This is a genomic window from Pseudomonas sp. PDM13 (genome assembly GCF_025685765.1).
Classification (GTDB): domain Bacteria; phylum Pseudomonadota; class Gammaproteobacteria; order Pseudomonadales; family Pseudomonadaceae; genus Metapseudomonas; species Metapseudomonas solani.
In genome coordinates, this window is sequence record NZ_JAOTQU010000002.1 from 198,498 (window position 1) to 214,192 (window position 15,695).

A 15,695-nucleotide genomic window follows, 5' to 3' on the forward strand; every position below is an offset into this window, starting at 1 on the left:
CTGTCGAGGGCGCTCGTCCTGACGGAATCCAGTCCATGCGCGCCCTTCTCGCTCTTCCGCTGCTGCTTGGCAGCCTCGCCGCCTTTGCGGCCCCGAAACCTGACGATCTGACCAAGGCCTTCGAACTGGCCGGCGTGCGCCTGCTCTGCGAGCAGAGCGGGCCGCTGTTGCAGCGCAGCGCACCGGAGCGTTACCTGAAGCAGCTGAACAAGGCCTTCGAGGCCGATGCCATGTGCCGTGACCTGGCCAGCGCCATTGCGCCGAAGGTGAGTGCCGAGCAGCTCGCCCAGGTGGAGGCGGCCCTCGACAGCCCCCTGGCGCAGCGCTTCACCGCCGCAGAGCGCGATGTGGGTGAAGGCCTGGCCGCCTACCGCACCCAACTGGCCGACAAGCCACCCCGGGCCGACCGGCTGGGGCTGGTGCGCCGGCTCGACAAGGCCGCACGGACCACCGACCTGGCGTCCTTGCTGCGCTATGAGGTGGGCAAGACCCTGGCCATGCTGACCCTGCGCCAACGCGGCGAGAAGATCAGCGAGAAAGCCCTGGCCGAGCAGACCGCCAAGCAGGCCGAAGGCATCCGCGCCAGCAGCGAGCAGGCGGTGGAGTCCTTCATGCTCTATGCCTACCGGCAGATGCCCAGCGACCAGGTACAGGCTTATGCGGAGCTCTACGAGCGCCCGGCGGTCAAGCAGCTGCTGGCCTTGAGCCTGGAGGCCTTCCCCGGGGTCTTCGCCAAGCGCCGGGCGTTGTTGAAGTAGTGCGGGACGGGCTGCGGGTGCAGCCAAGGAAATGAACCCATGAAAAAGGGGCCGCGAGGCCCCTTTTCTACAAGCGCTTCACGCCACTCAGTGGGGCGTGAACTGGGAAGCCAGTTCGCGCAGTGCGGCTTCGGCTTCCAGCACCTTGCTCACCGATTCCTCGGCCTTGTCGCGGGTCAGGCCCAGGCGCTCGAACAGCTCGTCAGGGATTTCCACCACCGGGCCGGTGCCGATGCCACGGGAGCGCAGCAGGCTGACCGCCAGGCACACCAGGTTCGGGTAGGCGGCATGGTCGCCGTCGTAGTGCGGGTCGTGCTGGAAGCGCAGGCTGGTGGCCAGTTCTTCGGGCATGTCCCAGAAGCGCATCAGCCAGCTGCCGATCTGCTCGCGGGTGATGCCCAGCAGGTGCTGCTCGACATAGCCATGGGCCAGGTGCGGGTTGACCTCCAGGTGACGGCAGATCAGCGAGAAGTGCGGCGGGAAGACGTGGGCCAGCACCAGGTAGCCGAAGTTGTGCAGCAGGCCGCCTAGGTAGGTCAGGCCGGCTTCGGGACGCTGGGCGCGGGGAATGGCGCGGGTCAGGCCTTCGATCACTGCAGCGGTGTAGATCGCCTGGTGCCAGTAGGGCGTGGCGTGCTGCGGCTGTTCGCGCGGCAGGCTGAGGGTCTTGCCCAGTGCCAGGCCGAGGGCCAGGTTGATCACCAGGTCGAAGCCCAGCACACGGACGATGGCGTCTTCCACCGAGCGGATCTTGCCGGGGGCCGCGTAGTAGGGCGACGCGGCCCAGCTCACCACCTGTGCGGCCAAGGCCGGGTCGGTTTCGACCACGCCGGTGATGTCGTCGACGGTGGCGTTGGGATCGACCCGCAGCTTGATGATCTTCTGCGCGGTTTCCGGCAGCGGCGGAATCTCGATGGTTTCCTCGAGGCGCTGCTGGATGCGGCGGGCGGTGAAGGCCTGGACCGCCTGGGTGATTTCGGCGCGGTCGTCGTCAGGGCGATCGAGGTTGAGGCGGATGCTGCTCAGCGGCACGCCGAAACGGGCGGCGCTGGCCTTGTTGAGCAGCTGGCGGAAGTCTTCGGCGGCCAGTTCCAGCAACACGCCGGCGTGGCCGGATTCGATCAGCAGCAGCGACTCCTGCAGCAGGCGCTCGTCATACAGGCAGGGCGAGCTGGTCAGCGGCGGCAGGGCCGGCAGGGTGTTGAGGTCGTGCTTGCCGAGCATGCGGTCGAAGCGCTCCGGCTTTACGGCCACCAGCTTGCGCCCGGTCAGTTCGGCGAGGCGGTTGAGGTCCAGCAACTGGTTGCGCGGGTAGAACACCAGCAGGGTGCCGACGGCGTCTTCCAGCAGAACTGCCTGTACGCGGCGGGCCGGCTCCAGGGAGGGCTCTTCGAGGCGTATCTGGTAGGGCAGGCCCAGCTTGTCCAGCAATTGCAGGATCACCGACGGGGCTTGGGGTTCTGTATCTGGAGCGAGAGCGACTTCGGTCATGGGTAGCATCCAGCGAAAAAACGACTGCCCGGAGTATAACGAGCGGCCTGGGGGACTGATGGGTCAGGCGACCAGCGCAATGTGCGCTGCGTCACACTTGACCGTATTGCTGGCCGTGTCGCAACCAGCGCTCCAATAAGGGACTCACATGCTGCGGCCAGCGTTCCATCAAGGCTTGCGCGGCGTCGCGCACGGCCGGCAGCAGGTCGGCGTCGCGCATCAGGTCGGCGACCTTGAACTGCAGCAGCCCGGTCTGCCGGGTGCCGAGCATTTCGCCGGGGCCGCGCAGTTCCAGGTCCTTCTCGGCGATGACGAAGCCATCGCTGGTTTCACGCATGATGCCCAGGCGCTCGCGTCCGAGCTGTGACAGCGGCGGGTGATAGAGCAGCACGCAGTGGCTGGCGGCGCTGCCCCGCCCGACACGCCCGCGCAGCTGGTGCAGCTGGGCGAGGCCGAGGCGTTCGGGGTTCTCGATGATCATCAGGCTGGAGTTGGGCACGTCGACGCCGACCTCGATGACGGTGGTGGCGACCAGCAGTTGCAGCTTGCCTTCCTTGAACTCGTTCATCACCGCCGCTTTTTCCGGTGCCTTCATGCGGCCGTGGATCAGCCCCACGCGCAGCTCGCCGAGGGCGGAAGACAGTTCTTCGAAGGTGGTTTCCGCCGCCTGGCAGGTGAGTTCTTCGGATTCTTCGATCAGGGTGCAGACCCAGTAGGCCTGGCGGCCTTCCTGGCAGGCGGCGCGAACGCGTTCGATCACTTCGATGCGACGGTTGTCGGCCACCAGCACGGTGTTCACCGGCGTACGCCCGGGGGGCAGTTCGTCGAGGATCGAGGTGTCGAGGTCGGCGTAGGCGCTCATGGCCAGGGTCCGCGGGATGGGCGTGGCGGTCATGATCAGCTGGTGCGGGCTGAGGCGGCCGTCGATGCCCTTCTTGCGCAGGGCCAGGCGCTGCTGCACACCGAAGCGGTGCTGTTCGTCGATGATCACCAGGGCCAGGCGCTTGAACTGCACCTCGTCCTGGAACAGCGCGTGGGTGCCGACCACCATGGGGGTGCCGGCGGCGATCTGTTCCAGCGCGGCGGCGCGGGCCTTGCCCTTGAGCTTGCCGGCGAGCCAGGCGACTTCGATGCCCAGCGGCTGCAGCCACTTGCTGAAGTTGAGGAAGTGCTGCTCGGCGAGGATCTCGGTGGGCGCCATCAGGGCGACCTGGTAGCCGGCCTCCAGGGCCTGCAGGGCGGCCAGGGCCGCGACCACCGTCTTGCCGGCGCCGACGTCGCCTTGCACCAGGCGCAGCATGGGTTCGGGCTGGGCGAGGTCGTAGGCGATTTCGGCGCTGACCCGTTGCTGGGCACCGGTAGGTGTGAAGCCGAGGTTGGCCAGGTAGCGCTGCGGCAGTTTCTTTGCGGGCGGCAGCTGTGGTGCCTGCTGGGCGCGCTGGGTTTCCCGCAGGCGCTGCAGGGAGAGCTGGTGGGTGAGCAGCTCTTCGAAGGCCAGGCGGTGCTGGGCCCAGTGCTGGCCTTCGGCGAGTTCGTCGAGGTCGGCATCCGGCGGCGGCCGGTGCAGGTAGCGGATGGCTTCGTCCAGGGGGCCGAGGCGGTAGTCGCGGGCCAGCTCCTCCGGCAGCCAGTCCGGCAGGCTCTGCGGCCCCAGGCGTGCCAGGGCCAGCTGGCTGAGCTGGCGCAGGCGCTGCTGGGTCAGGCCTTCGGTGGTCGGGTAGATGGGCGTCAGGGTCTGCTCCACCGGGGCCGGTTCCTCGCCATTCAGCGCGCGGTATTCGGGGTGGTAGATCTCCAGGCCCGAGGCGCCGGGGCGGGCTTCGCCGTAGCAGCGCAGCTGGGTGCCGCGCTTGAGGCCTTCCTTCTGCGCATTGCTGAAGTGGTAGAAGCGCAGGCTGAGCGCGCCGGTGCCGTCGTGCAGACGCACCAGCAGGCTGCGGCGCTTGCCCATGACCACGTCGGCGCCGGTGACGGTGCCTTCGACCACCGCGTCCTGGCCCGGGCGCAGGGCGCCGATGGGCACCACGCGGGTGCGGTCCTGGTAGCGCAGCGGGAGGTGGAAGAGGATGTCCTGAAGGTTTTCCAGGCCGACCTTGGCGAGCTTTTCCGCCAGGGCGTCACCGACGCCCTTGAGCACGGTGACGGGGACTTGCGCGAGCTCGGTCATGCCGGTTGCGGTTCGGCCTGTGCCTGCTCCGGACGTGCGACCGAGCAAAGGCGGATGGAGTCGGCCAGTACTTCGATGGCGCGCGGGCGCGGGAAGCTGGCGCGCCAGGCGATGGCGACGGTGCGGAACGGCACCGGCGGCGTCAGCGGGCGGATCTCGATCACGCCGGGGGCGTAGTGGTGGCTGTCGACGGCGGAGAACGGCAGGATCGATACGCCGAGGCCGGAGGCGACCATGTGGCGGATGGTTTCCAGGGAGCTGGATTCGACCGTCGTGTGCTTGGCGCTGTCCTCGCCGCCCTTGCGCAGGGTGGGGCAGGCTTCCAGCACCTGGTCGCGGAAGCAGTGGCCTTCGCCGAGCAGCAGCAGGCTCTTGTCGTTGAGCAGCTCGCTGTCGATGGTCTTCTTGGCCGTCCAGGGGTGGTTGGCCGGCAGCAGCACGTAGAAGGGTTCGTCGTAGAGCGGCTTGGTCAGCACGTCGGCTTCGGCGAAGGGCAGCGCGATGATGATGGCGTCCAGCTCACCGGTGCGCAGCTTGTCGCGCAGCACGTGGGTGAAGTTTTCTTCGATGTACAGCGGCATCTGCGGTGCGACGCGGTGCAGCTGGGGAATCAGGTGCGGGAACAGGTAAGGGCCGACGGTATAGATGGCGCCGACCTTGAGCGGTGCGGTGAGTTGGTTCTTGCCGGCCTGGGCCAGTTCGCGGATGCCCTGGGCCTGTTCGAGGACCTTCTGCGCCTGGGTGACTATGCCCTCGCCGACCGGGGTGAGGCGCACGGCGCTCTTGCTGCGCTCGAAGATCAGCACGCCCAGCTCGTCCTCGAGCTTCTTCACACCCACCGACAGGGTCGGCTGGCTGACGTGGCAGCGTTCCGCTGCGCGGCCGAAGTGCTGTTCCTGGGCGAGGGTGACGATGTAGCGCAGTTCGGTGAGGGTCATAGTCTTATTCCATTGGAGTGGCCCAAGCATAGCGGCTGCTCTCAATGGAACCAACAGCAAGCCGCCCCGGGTGGGGCGGCGATCGCTTAGCGGCGTAGGCCGGTAAGGTTGAAGTTGAAAGGAGCTCTCACCTGTACTGAGCCGTTGACCAGTATTTCCGGCGGCGGAGGAGGCAGCGGTTGGGCGCGTCGGATGGCCTCCAGTGTGGCGCGGTCCAGAGAGGCGCTGCCGGACTTGCTGACCAAGGTATGGGTCAGGATTTTTCCTTCGGCGTCGACCGTGAACTCCATCATGGTGGAACCCGTAATGTTGCGACGGCGGGCATCCTCCGGATAGCGCTTGTACTGTGCCAGACGTGCCGACACCTTGCTCATCCAGGTCTCGCGTGCCTGGGTCATGGCGCTGGCCATGCTCTCCTGCGGGGCTGCGGGTTCGGCGTCGCTCGGCGGTGCAGGCGTCGTGGGGGCAGCGATCTGCTCTTTGGGCGACTCCTGCTCCTGGGGCTTCTGCTCGGGCTTGGGCTCCGGGGGTTTGGGCATCGGCGGCTTGGGTTTGGATTTGGGCTTGGGCGCGATGGCTATGGTCGGCTTGGGCGCTTCGGCCAGCTTTGGCAAGGGATCGGGTTCCGGCTCCACTTGGGGCGGCGGCGGGGCCGGCGGTGGCGTGGGCGCTGGCAGCGGTTCGAGTTGCACCAGCATGGCAGCAGGGGGTAGTTCAATGGGCTCGGCGCTGACCTTCCAGAACAGGGCCCAGCAGAGCAGGGCAACGTGGAGGCCGAGCACAACCAGCAAGCTGATGGCCCAAGACAGGTTTCGCTTTGCCTGGCTCATTTACTTCCCGACCGTCTCGAGTCCCACGAGGCCGATTTTCAGGTAACCGGCGCCACGCATGGCGTCCATCACTTCCATCAGCTTGCCGTAATCAACCGACTTGTCGCCGCGGACGAAGATGGTCTTGTCCTTGTCGGCGTTGGTCAGTCTGTCCAGTTCGGCGCCCAGTTTTTCCTGCGGGACCTGGATGTTGTCCAAGTACAGGCTCTGGTCTTCCTTGATGCTCAGGTAGATCGGCTTGTCCGGACGGGGCGCGGGTTTGGCGGTGGAGGCCGGCAGGTCGACCTTGATGTCGACCGTGGCCAGGGGCGCCGCGACCATGAAGATGATCAGCAGCACCAGCATGACGTCGATGAATGGGGTGACGTTGATCTCGTGGGTTTCCTGGAGATCGTCACCGCCTTCGTTCAGATGCAGGCCCATCGGATCAGCTCACCTTGACCATGTGCGGGGCCTGGCTGCGGTCGGCAGGCAGGTGGTCGAGGTCGCGGCTGACCAGCAGCAGGACCTGGGCGGAAGCGTCGGCCACCTGGGCCTTGTAGCCGGCGATGGAGCGGGCGAAGACGTTGTAGATGACGACCGCGGGGATGGCCGCGACCAGGCCCATGGCGGTGGCCAGCAGGGCCTCGGCGATACCGGGGGCGACCACGGCGAGGTTGGTGGTCTGGGATTTGGCGATGCCGATGAAGCTGTTCATGATGCCCCACACGGTACCGAACAGGCCGACGAAGGGCGCGGTGGAGCCGATGGTTGCGAGTACGCCGGTGCCCTGGCTCATCTGTCGGCCGCTGGCAGCGACCAGGCGCTCCAGGCGGAAGCTGACGCGCTCCTTGATGCCTTCCTTCTCGCGGGTGTTGGCCGAGAGTTTCATTTCTTCCAGGGCGTCGTGTACCAGGATGCGCGACAGGCTGCCCTCGCGGCTGGCGCTTTCGGCGGCCTCCGGCAGGTTGCGGGCGGCCTTCAGGTTGGCCAGCTCCTGGCGCAGGCGACGCTTGGCGCCCAGCAGTTCGATGCCCTTGGCGATCCATACGGTCCAGGTGAGGACCGAGGCCAGTGCCAGGCCGATCATCACGCCCTTAACCACCATGTCGGCGTTCTGGTACATGCCCCAGGGAGACAGGTCGTGGCCCAGGCCATTGTCGGCTTCCTCGCCGGCCAGCGCACCGTCCAGGGCACCACCGCTCAGGGCGGCGGCCAGGTCCTGGCCGAGCTTCTCGCCTTCGGTGAGGCGGTCCATGGTGGTGGTGATTTCCTCGGGGGAAGCGCCACGTTCCTGCATCTTCTGGCGCGTCGCTTCGCGGATCTGCTCCGGAGTGGCCTGCGGGCCCAGGGTGTCGATCGACTCACGCAGGGCGGTCAGGCCGACGGACTCGGGGGCGGCAACCGGTTCGCCAGCCACCGGGGCGGCGGGCGCCGCTGCAGGGGCCTGGGCTTCGGCAGTTGCCGGTGCCGGTGCAGTTGGCTCCTCTGCGAACGCCGCGCCAGCCGGGAACAGCATCAGGCTGATCATCAGTGCCGCGACGGGGCGGGAAAAGCGGGAGACGATGGTGGGCTGGGCGAGGGATGCAATAGGTTTCATGGCCGGACCTGACAAGAAAATTGCGGTTTCGTCCGTATTCGATAGAGGTGGCACGGACAAAAGGGCGAACATTATTGCAAGTAATTCTTGTTTATAAAAGTGACAATGTAACTTTATTACCTTTATTCGGCCGGGCGGCAGGGGTTTGGCGATTGGTCCGCCGACCCCTATGCTCTGCACTTTTCACTGGAGTCCGCCCCCTATGTCCGCTTCTCCCTCCTTGCTGATCGCCGGTTGCGGCGATGTTGGCAGTCGTCTCGCCCTGCGGATGCTCGAGGCCGGCTGGCCGGTCCATGGGCTGCGACGAAATGCCTCGGCGCTGCCTGCAGGCGTGCTGCCGGTGGCCGGCGACCTGGAAGCGCACGAGCGCCCGGCCGCCTGGCCCGAGGGTCAGCTGGATTATCTGGTGTACTGCGCCGCCGCCACCCAGCACGATGAGGCTGGCTACCGCTCCGCCTACGTCGAGGGCCTGCGCCATGTGCTGGCCTGGCTGGAGCAGTCCGGCCAGCGCCCGCGCCGCCTGTTCTTCGTCTCCAGCAGCGGCGTGTACGCGCAGATGGATGGCGAGTGGATCGACGAGACCTCGCCGGCCGAGGCCGAGGGCTATTCCGGTCGCATCATGCTGGATGCCGAGCGCCTGGCTCGCGAGAGCGGCATTCCGGCCACTGTGGTGCGCCTGACCGGTATCTACGGCCCCGGCCGCGAGTGGCTGCTGAAGCAGGTGCGCATGGGCTACCGCGTGGTCAGCGAGCCACCGCTGTTCGCCAACCGCATCCACGCCGAGGACGCCGCCGGCCTGCTGGCTTTCCTGCTCCAGGCCGATGCCCGTGGCGTCGAACTGGCCGAGGACTACCTGGGCGTCGACGACGCACCGGCACCGCTGCACGAAGTGGTGGGCTGGCTGCGCGAGACCTTGGGCGTCACCGAATGGGCGGAGGAATCCACCGTGCGCCGCTCCGGCAGCAAGCGTTGCAGCAATGCCCGCGCCCGCGCCCTCGGCTGGGAGCCGCTCTACCCCAGCTACCGCGAAGGCTATGCCGCCGTGCTGAAAGGCGCCTGAGGCTGGACGCCAACCGCATGCTCGCCCGCCCCTGGCTGCCAGGGGTGGAGTTGTTCCATGCGGATTTTTCCGGGCAGCCCTTCGGTCGCCACAGCCATGATGCCTTCGCCATCGGCGCCATTCTTGAGGGCGTGGGAGGCTATCAGTGCCGGGGCGCTCGCCATGCGTTGGCCGCCGGCACGCTGTCGCTGATGAACCCCGAGGAGCCCCACACCGGGCACGCCATCAGCGAGCGCCTGGTCTACCGCATGCTCTACATCGAAGAGTCCCGGTTGCCGGCGTTGCTGGGGCGCAAGCGCCTGCCCACCGGTTTCACCGCGCTCAACCCAGTGGACGATGGTGCCGTGGCAGCAGGGTTGGCGCGCCTGGCCGAGGAGTTCGGGCGCAATGACCCGCTGGCCCTGGAGAGCGAGCTGCTGGCGCTGCTGGAGCGGGTCTTCGTGCGCCATGGCGGGCTGCGTGCGGCAGCGCCGGCAAGCCGGGATGGCGGCATGACCGCCTTCCTGCGGGACTACCTGGAGGCCCACCATGCCGAGGCGGTGAGCCTGGAGCAGTTGGCGGCCCTGGTGCAGCGCCACCCGCGCCACCTGATCGAAGCCTTCCGCCGTGCCTATGGCGTGCCGCCCCATACCTACCTGCTGCAACGTCGGGTGCGCGAGGCCAAGCGCCTGCTGCTGGGTGACCAGTCGCCCCTGGAGGTGGCGCTCGGCCTCGGTTTTTACGACCAGGCGCACTTCTCCGGCACCTTCAAGCGCTTCACCGGCGTGACCCCGGGGCAGTTCCGCCGCGCCGCGCGCACCTGAGCTTTCTCCAAGACCGGGCCGCTACCGGGCCCCGACACTGGCGCCTCGTTCCCTGGAGGCCTGTCGATGTTCGCCCTGTTCCTGCTGGTTGCCGGCACCCACTTCGCCGCGTTGCTTTCCCCGGGCCCGGATTTCTTCCTGCTGCTGCGTGCGGCGCTGACCCGTGGCCGCCGCCATGCCGATGGCTGTGCAGCGGGCATCGCCCTGGCCAATCTGGCGAGCATGCTGCTGGTGCTGCTGGCGTTGAGTCTGCTGCCGGCCGATGGCAGCTGGCTGTGGCGAGCCCTGCAGGTGCTGGGCGGTGCCTATTTCCTCTGGCTCGGCGGGCAGGCCCTGATGGCGCACCGACGCCTGCAATTGCCGGAAGGCGGCGAAGCCGGGCACGAGGGTTCCTGGCGGCAGGGGCTGCTGGAGGGGCTGGCGGCGAGCAGCCTGAATCCCAAGCTGCCGATCTTCTATGCGGGGCTGTTCGGCGTGCTGCGCAACTCGGCCATGCCCACGTGGGGGCTGGGGTTGTCCATGCTGTGGATGACCCTGGTGGTGCTGGGCTGGGACATGGGGTTGGTGCGCCTGCTGGGGTACTCGCGCTGGCGACTCTGGCTGCAACGCCGGGTGGCGTTGCTGGACAGGGTCTGCGGGGCCTTGCTGGCGGCGCTGGGCGCCTGGCTGCTGGTTGGCGCCTTCTGAGTCGGCCGGTTACTGGCGTTCCAGCAACCAGGCGCGCTTGCCGGGGGCGTACTCGGGCATCTCGTCGATCTGCGCGCGGTTGCCGGCTTCGAGGATCTCCAGGCGATTGCCGTCGTGGACGAAGATCCACGGGCTGCCCTGGGCGCCGAGTTGCAGCCAGATGCTGTCGTTTTCGCCGCTCATGGCCGCGCAATCGCCGGCCAGGCACAGGGCGAAGCGGTCGGCGCCGGGCAGGCCTTCGAGGCTGCCGTCGGGGTGGAACAGCACCAGGCCGCCCTGGCCCGTGCCTTCGAGAATCTTCCAGGTGCCGCCGAGGTAGGCCTCGTAGAGGGCGTATTCGAAGCTGCTGCCTTCGGGGGCATCGGCTGCGGCGGGCTTGGCCGGGTGGATGAAGCGCTGCTCGGGCAGGTTCTCGCTGGATTTCTGCACCAGCTCCTTGCCGTCGAGGCCGAGTTGTTCGTGGAATTCATCGCCGTAGAAATCGACGCGCCAGTTCGCCTTGCCCTGGCTGACCAGGCGGCCTTCGCCCAGCTCGAAACCGTTGCTGTAGTTGGCGGTGCCGGCCTTGGCATCGATCTGCCATTCCAGGTTGGGGCCGTAGGCGAGAAGGGATTCGCGCAGCTTGCCTTCCTTCGCCGCTTCATCGATGGCGGCCTGGTTGATCCAGACGCCGCTGGGATCGGAGGGGGCGCTGGAGCAGCCGGCGAGTACGGCCGCGGCGATCAGCAGGGCGAGGGTCGAGCGCATGACGGGTTCCTTCATGAAACGGTGGAGCGGCGGGGCCGGAGCCCCGCACGGGTGATCGTTATTCGATCACCAGGATGGCGTCCATTTCCACCTGCGAGCCGCGCGGCAGGGCGGCGACGCCGATGGCGGCGCGGGCAGGATAGGGCTGTTCGAAATAGCGGCCCATCACTTCGTTGACCTTGGCGAAGTGCGACAGGTCGGTGAGGAAGATGTTGAGCTTGACGATGTCCTTGAAGGAGCCGCCTGCGGCTTCGGCCACGGCTTTCAGGTTCTCGAAGACCTGGACGGTCTGGGCTTCGAAGCCTTCCACCAGTTCCATGGTCTTGGGGTCGAGGGGGATCTGCCCGGACATGTAGACGGTGTTGCCGGCCTTGATCGCCTGGGAGTAGGTGCCGATGGCGGCAGGGGCCTTGTCGCTGTTGATCACGGTCTTGCTCATGCGGAACTCCTTGGTCCTGAGGGTTCTGCTACGCGCGCACCCGGGTGATGCGGATCACCCCCTTCAGCGCGCGCAGCTTCTTGATCACGCGGGCCAGATGCACGCGGTCGTGCACGCTGACCACCAGCTGGACGACGCTGATGCGGCCGTCGCGCTCGTCCATGCTGATCTTCTCGATGTTGCCGTCGGCGGCGTTGACGCTGCTGGCCAGCAGGGCGATCAGGCCGCGCTGGTGTTCCAGCTCGACGCGCAGTTCGACGTTGAATTCGCCTGCGACATCCTTGGCCCAGGAGAGCTGGATGCACTTCTCCGGGTTATGGCGGATGTCGCCGATGTTCTTGCAGCTTTCCAGGTGCACGACCATGCCCTTGCCGGCGGACAGGTGGCCGACGATGGGGTCGCCGGGGATCGGCGTGCAGCACTTGGCGTAGCTGAGCACCAGGCCCTCGGTGCCGCGGATGGCCAGCGGGCCTTCGGGGCTGGGCAGCTGCTCGCCTTCGCTGGCCAGCATGCGCCGGGCGACCACATAGGCCATGCGGTTGCCCAGGCCGATGTCTTCCAGCAGGTCCTCGATCACGTCGAGGCGGTACTCGGCGAGCACTGCCTGCACCCGTTCCGGGGCGATGCGGTCGAGGCCGCTCTCGAAGCCGGCCAGCACCTTGTTCAGCAGGCGTTCGCCGAGGCTGATGGATTCGGAACGGCGCTGCAGCTTGAGGGCATGGCGGATGTGGGTGCGGGCCTTGCCGGTGACCACGAAGTTGAGCCAGGCCGGGTTCGGGCGCGCGCCGGGGGCGGTGACGATCTCCACCGTCTCGCCGCTCTGCAGTGGTTCGGACAGCGGCGCCAGGCGGCGGTTGATGCGGCAGGCGATGCAGGTGTTGCCAACGTCGGTGTGCACCGCGTAGGCGAAGTCGACGGCCGTGGAGCCCTTGGGCAGCTCCATGATGCGGCCCTTGGGGGTGAAGATGTAGACCTCGTCCGGGAACAGGTCGATCTTCACGCTCTCGATGAATTCCAGGGAGTTGCCGGCGCGTTGCTGCAGCTCCAGCACGCCTTTCACCCACTGGCGGGCGCGGGCGTGGGTGCCCTTGGGCTGGTCGTCCTCGGCGGACTTGTACAACCAGTGGGCGGCGATGCCGTTGTTGGCCATCTCTTCCATCTCACGGGTGCGGATCTGGATCTCGATGGGCACGCCGTGCATGCCGAACAGCGTGGTGTGCAACGACTGGTAGCCGTTGGCCTTGGGGATCGCGATGTAATCCTTGAAGCGGCCGGGCAGCGGCTTGTACAGGTTGTGCACGGCGCCGAGCACGCGGTAGCAGGTATCGACCTTGTCGACGATGATGCGGAACGCGTAGACGTCCATGATCTCGTTGAAGGCCCGACGCTTGCCGCGCATCTTCTTGTAGATGCTGTAGAGGTGCTTCTCGCGGCCGATGACCTCGCCTTCCATGCCTTCGCGGGCCAGGCAGTGGGTCAGCGATTCCTCGATCTTGTTGACGATTTCCTTGCGGTTGCCACGGGCGCGGCGGACCGCGGCACGGATGCGTTCGGAGCGCATCGGGTGCATCGCCTTGAAGCCCAGGTCCTCGAACTCGATGCGCATGCTGTGCATGCCCAGGCGGTTGGCGATAGGGGCGTAGATCTCGAGGGTTTCCTTGGCGATGCGCCGGCGCTTCTCGCCGGACAGCACTTCCAGGGTGCGCATGTTGTGCAGGCGGTCGGCCAGCTTGACCAGGATCACGCGGATGTCGCGCGCCATGGCCATGGCCATCTTCTGGAAGTTCTCGGCCTGGGCCTCGGCCTTGGTCTCGAAATTCATCTGGGTCAGCTTGCTGACCCCGTCCACGAGCTCGGCGACTGTGTCGCCGAATTGCGCGGTGAGCGCTTCCTTGGCGATGCCGGTGTCCTCGATCACGTCGTGCAGCATCGCGGCCATCAGGCTCTGATGGTCCATGTGCATGTCGGCGAGGATGTTGGCGACGGCAAGCGGGTGGGTGACGTAGGCCTCGCCGCTGCGGCGGCGCTGCCCGTCATGGGCTTGCTCGGCGTAGAAATACGCTCGGCGGACCAGGTTGACCTGGTCATTGCCGAGGTAGGTCGAAAGGCGTTCGGCGAGGGCGTCTATGCTCGGCAAGGCGATACTCCTTCCCAGCTATTGCGGCCCTGCGCCGTACGACGTCGACCCGGCATGGACTTAGAGGGCCTCGTTGGCCTCGTCATCGAATGCAGCGAACAGCGGCTCGTCCTCGACGATGTCGTCCTGGGCGATCACGTCGTAGTCCACCAGGCCGGCAGCGATTTCACGCAGGGCCACAACGGTGGGCTTGTCGTTTTCCCAGGCTACGCGAGGCTCTTTGCCGCCGGTAGCGAGCTGACGGGAACGCTTGGTCGCGAGCATGACCAGCTCGAAGCGGTTATCGACGTTGTCCAGGCAGTCTTCAACGGTAACGCGGGCCATGGTGTTCCTCGTAGCACTAGATTTGGATGCGGACGCTTTTGCCCGAGTGGGCGAGCGGACTGGATAGTCTAAAAAATCACCAGCATTTATGGAAGCGCTGATTTAACAGCGCTTCCAGGCGGTCAGTCCAGCAGCTGCGCCAGCAGCGTGCCGTGGGCCAGTTGCTGCTGCGACTGCTGCAGGCGGTTGGCGCGGAAGATCGCCTTGAGGTCTTCCAGGGCCACGGTGAAGTCGTCGTTGATCACCAGGTAGTCGTACTCGACGTAGTGGCTCATCTCGCTAACGGCTTCGCGCATGCGCTGGTCGATGATCTCGGCGCTGTCCTGGCCGCGGTTGTCCAGGCGCTGGCGCAGGGCTTCCTGGCTCGGCGGGAGGATGAACACGGACTTGGCCTGGGGCATCAGGCGGCGCACCTGCTGGGCGCCCTGCCAGTCGATCTCGAGGATCAGGTCGGAGCCTTCGGCGAGGGTCTTCTGCAGCCAGCGCTGGGAGGTGCCATAGAGGTTGCCGAAGACTTCGGCGTGCTCGAGGAAGTCACCGTGCTCGAGCATCTGCACGAACTGCTCGCGGCTGACGAAGTGGTAGTTGACGCTGTCCACCTCGCCCGGGCGCATGCCGCGGGTGGTGTGGGAGACCGAGACGCGGATCTGCGGCTCGGCGTCGATCAGGGCCTTGACCAGGCTGGTCTTGCCGGCGCCGGAGGGCGCGGAAACGATGTAGAGGGTGCCGGGAGTGACGCTCATTTGTCTGTCTCTTACTCGATGTTCTGCACTTGTTCGCGCATCTGCTCGATCAACACCTTGAGGTTGACCGCCGCCTGGGTGGAGCGCGAGTCGAAGGCCTTGGAGCCCAGGGTGTTGGCTTCGCGGTTGAGTTCCTGCATCAGGAAGTCCAGGCGACGGCCCGCCGCACCGCCGGCCTTGAGTACGCGACGGACTTCGCTGACGTGGGTGCTGAGGCGATCCAGCTCTTCGGCGACGTCGCTCTTCTGTGCCAGCAGCACCAGTTCCTGCTCCAGGCGTTGCGGGTCCAGCTCGGCCTTCATCTCGCCGAAGCGGTCGAGGATCTTCTGGCGCTGGGTGGTGAGCATCTGCGGCACCAGCTTGCGCAGGGCTTCGACCTCTTCGAGGATGCCGTCGAGCCGCTCGTTGAGCAGGCGGGCCAGGTCGGCGCCTTCGCGGGCACGGCCGTTGCGCAGTTCGTCGAGGGCCTTGGCGAAGACCTCCAGGGCGGCGGCGTTCAGTGCTTGCGGGTCGGCCGCATCGGCCACCAGCACGCCGGGCCAGGCGAGGATTTCCAGGGGGTTGAGCGGTGCCGGCTGCTTGACCAGTGCGGCGACGGCTTCGGCGGCTTCGACCAGCTGGGCGGCGCGTTCGCGATCGACCTGCAGGGATTTGCCGGCGTTCTCTTCGGCGAAGCGCAGGGTGCACTCCACCTTGCCGCGGGAGAGGCCCTGGCGCAGGGCTTCGCGCACCGCGCCTTCGAGGTCGCGGAAGGATTCGGGCAGGCGCAGGTGGGGCTCGAGGTAGCGGTGGTTGACCGAGCGCAGTTCCCAGCTCAGGGTGCCGTGGGTGCCGGCCTGCTCGACGCGGGCAAAGGCGGTCATGCTGTGCACCATGGGGTTTCCTCTCGGTGATGGCAGGTTCGAAGAGGGCGATTGTAGCCCAGAGCGGCGGCCCTCCCAACGCGGCGATGTCCCAGTGGCCGGCGGCCCTCTATAATGCCCGGCAGTTTT

General features: G+C 66.9%; 16 protein-coding genes. 4 read left to right on the forward strand and 12 right to left on the reverse strand.

The window, feature by feature from the left end:
• Positions 1–35 precede the first annotated feature (35 nt).
• The gene (locus tag OEJ36_RS02865) at positions 36–758 is read left to right on the forward strand and encodes a hypothetical protein (protein WP_263400312.1); all 723 of its coding nucleotides are present in this window, start codon (positions 36–38) and stop codon (positions 756–758) included.
• Between the two features lie 87 nt (positions 759–845).
• Here OEJ36_RS02865 and OEJ36_RS02870 read toward each other — a convergent pair whose 3' ends face one another.
• The 6 genes from OEJ36_RS02870 to exbB form a co-directional block, all read right to left on the reverse strand.
• Entirely contained in the window at positions 846–2,249 is a 1,404-nt protein-coding gene (locus OEJ36_RS02870) for an aminoacyl-tRNA deacylase and HDOD domain-containing protein (protein ID WP_263400313.1), read from the reverse strand.
• Positions 2,250–2,340: 91 nt separating this feature from the next.
• Positions 2,341–4,416, reverse strand: coding sequence for an ATP-dependent DNA helicase RecG (gene recG / locus OEJ36_RS02875; RefSeq protein ID WP_263400314.1), 2,076 nt, complete (start codon positions 4,414–4,416; stop codon positions 2,341–2,343).
• Positions 4,413–5,354, reverse strand: a complete 942-nt coding sequence (locus OEJ36_RS02880; RefSeq protein ID WP_021218904.1) for a hydrogen peroxide-inducible genes activator — start codon at positions 5,352–5,354, stop codon at positions 4,413–4,415. The genes recG and OEJ36_RS02880 overlap by 4 nt, the downstream gene beginning before the upstream one ends.
• 86 nt (positions 5,355–5,440) lie before the next feature.
• Positions 5,441–6,184, reverse strand: a complete 744-nt coding sequence (locus OEJ36_RS02885) for an energy transducer TonB (protein WP_263400315.1) — start codon at positions 6,182–6,184, stop codon at positions 5,441–5,443.
• Entirely contained in the window at positions 6,185–6,607 is a 423-nt protein-coding gene (gene exbD / locus OEJ36_RS02890) for a TonB system transport protein ExbD (protein WP_263400316.1), read from the reverse strand.
• Positions 6,608–6,611: 4 nt separating this feature from the next.
• Positions 6,612–7,763, reverse strand: a complete 1,152-nt coding sequence (gene exbB / locus OEJ36_RS02895; protein WP_263400317.1) for a tonB-system energizer ExbB — start codon at positions 7,761–7,763, stop codon at positions 6,612–6,614.
• Positions 7,764–7,965: 202 nt separating this feature from the next.
• Between exbB and OEJ36_RS02900 the strand changes: the two genes are divergently transcribed.
• The 3 genes from OEJ36_RS02900 (at position 7,966) to OEJ36_RS02910 (ending at position 10,313) form a co-directional block, all read left to right on the forward strand.
• Positions 7,966–8,823, forward strand: coding sequence for an NAD-dependent epimerase/dehydratase family protein (locus tag OEJ36_RS02900; protein ID WP_263400318.1), 858 nt, complete (start codon positions 7,966–7,968; stop codon positions 8,821–8,823).
• 2 nt (positions 8,824–8,825) lie between these two features.
• Positions 8,826–9,626 (forward strand): helix-turn-helix transcriptional regulator, encoded by an 801-nt coding sequence (locus tag OEJ36_RS02905; protein WP_263400437.1) that lies wholly within the window; start codon positions 8,826–8,828, stop codon positions 9,624–9,626.
• A 66-nt stretch (positions 9,627–9,692) separates the two neighbouring features.
• Positions 9,693–10,313: a LysE family translocator gene (locus tag OEJ36_RS02910; RefSeq protein ID WP_263400319.1), complete on the forward strand. Its 621-nt coding sequence runs from the start codon at positions 9,693–9,695 to the stop codon at positions 10,311–10,313.
• Positions 10,314–10,322: 9 nt separating this feature from the next.
• Here OEJ36_RS02910 and OEJ36_RS02915 read toward each other — a convergent pair whose 3' ends face one another.
• From OEJ36_RS02915 to OEJ36_RS02940, 6 genes are all read right to left on the reverse strand, one after another.
• Positions 10,323–11,060: a hypothetical protein gene (locus tag OEJ36_RS02915; RefSeq protein ID WP_263400320.1), complete on the reverse strand. Its 738-nt coding sequence runs from the start codon at positions 11,058–11,060 to the stop codon at positions 10,323–10,325.
• A 58-nt stretch (positions 11,061–11,118) separates the two neighbouring features.
• On the reverse strand, positions 11,119–11,499 hold the full coding sequence (locus OEJ36_RS02920) for a RidA family protein (protein WP_021218912.1): 381 nt from the start codon (positions 11,497–11,499) through the stop codon (positions 11,119–11,121).
• Positions 11,500–11,527: 28 nt separating this feature from the next.
• Entirely contained in the window at positions 11,528–13,636 is a 2,109-nt protein-coding gene (gene spoT / locus OEJ36_RS02925; protein WP_263400321.1) for a bifunctional GTP diphosphokinase/guanosine-3',5'-bis pyrophosphate 3'-pyrophosphohydrolase, read from the reverse strand.
• A gap of 60 nt (positions 13,637–13,696) precedes the next feature.
• Positions 13,697–13,960, reverse strand: coding sequence for a DNA-directed RNA polymerase subunit omega (gene rpoZ / locus OEJ36_RS02930; protein WP_021218914.1), 264 nt, complete (start codon positions 13,958–13,960; stop codon positions 13,697–13,699).
• Positions 13,961–14,082: 122 nt separating this feature from the next.
• Complete coding sequence (gene gmk, locus OEJ36_RS02935; protein WP_263400322.1) at positions 14,083–14,703, reverse strand: guanylate kinase; 621 nt, start codon at positions 14,701–14,703, stop codon at positions 14,083–14,085.
• Between the two features lie 11 nt (positions 14,704–14,714).
• Positions 14,715–15,578 carry a YicC/YloC family endoribonuclease gene (locus OEJ36_RS02940; RefSeq protein WP_043240974.1) on the reverse strand — a complete coding sequence of 288 codons (864 nt, stop codon included), beginning with the start codon at positions 15,576–15,578 and terminating at the stop codon, positions 14,715–14,717.
• Between the last annotated feature and the right edge of the window lie 117 nt (positions 15,579–15,695).

Excerpts from the sequence above, each read along its gene's own strand:
- OEJ36_RS02865 (WP_263400312.1), top strand. The coding sequence starts at position 36 with ATGCGCGCCCTTCTCGCTCTTCCGCTGCTGCTTGGCAGCCTCGCCGCC.
- OEJ36_RS02870 (WP_263400313.1), bottom strand. The coding sequence starts at position 2,249 with ATGACCGAAGTCGCTCTCGCTCCAGATACAGAACCCCAAGCCCCGTCG.
- recG (WP_263400314.1), bottom strand. The coding sequence starts at position 4,416 with ATGACCGAGCTCGCGCAAGTCCCCGTCACCGTGCTCAAGGGCGTCGGT.
- OEJ36_RS02880 (WP_021218904.1), bottom strand. The coding sequence starts at position 5,354 with ATGACCCTCACCGAACTGCGCTACATCGTCACCCTCGCCCAGGAACAG.
- OEJ36_RS02885 (WP_263400315.1), bottom strand. The coding sequence starts at position 6,184 with ATGAGCCAGGCAAAGCGAAACCTGTCTTGGGCCATCAGCTTGCTGGTT.
- exbD (WP_263400316.1), bottom strand. The coding sequence starts at position 6,607 with ATGGGCCTGCATCTGAACGAAGGCGGTGACGATCTCCAGGAAACCCAC.
- exbB (WP_263400317.1), bottom strand. The coding sequence starts at position 7,763 with ATGAAACCTATTGCATCCCTCGCCCAGCCCACCATCGTCTCCCGCTTT.
- OEJ36_RS02900 (WP_263400318.1), top strand. The coding sequence starts at position 7,966 with ATGTCCGCTTCTCCCTCCTTGCTGATCGCCGGTTGCGGCGATGTTGGC.
- OEJ36_RS02910 (WP_263400319.1), top strand. The coding sequence starts at position 9,693 with ATGTTCGCCCTGTTCCTGCTGGTTGCCGGCACCCACTTCGCCGCGTTG.
- OEJ36_RS02915 (WP_263400320.1), bottom strand. The coding sequence starts at position 11,060 with ATGCGCTCGACCCTCGCCCTGCTGATCGCCGCGGCCGTACTCGCCGGC.
- OEJ36_RS02920 (WP_021218912.1), bottom strand. The coding sequence starts at position 11,499 with ATGAGCAAGACCGTGATCAACAGCGACAAGGCCCCTGCCGCCATCGGC.
- rpoZ (WP_021218914.1), bottom strand. The coding sequence starts at position 13,960 with ATGGCCCGCGTTACCGTTGAAGACTGCCTGGACAACGTCGATAACCGC.
- gmk (WP_263400322.1), bottom strand. The coding sequence starts at position 14,703 with ATGAGCGTCACTCCCGGCACCCTCTACATCGTTTCCGCGCCCTCCGGC.
- OEJ36_RS02940 (WP_043240974.1), bottom strand. The coding sequence starts at position 15,578 with ATGGTGCACAGCATGACCGCCTTTGCCCGCGTCGAGCAGGCCGGCACC.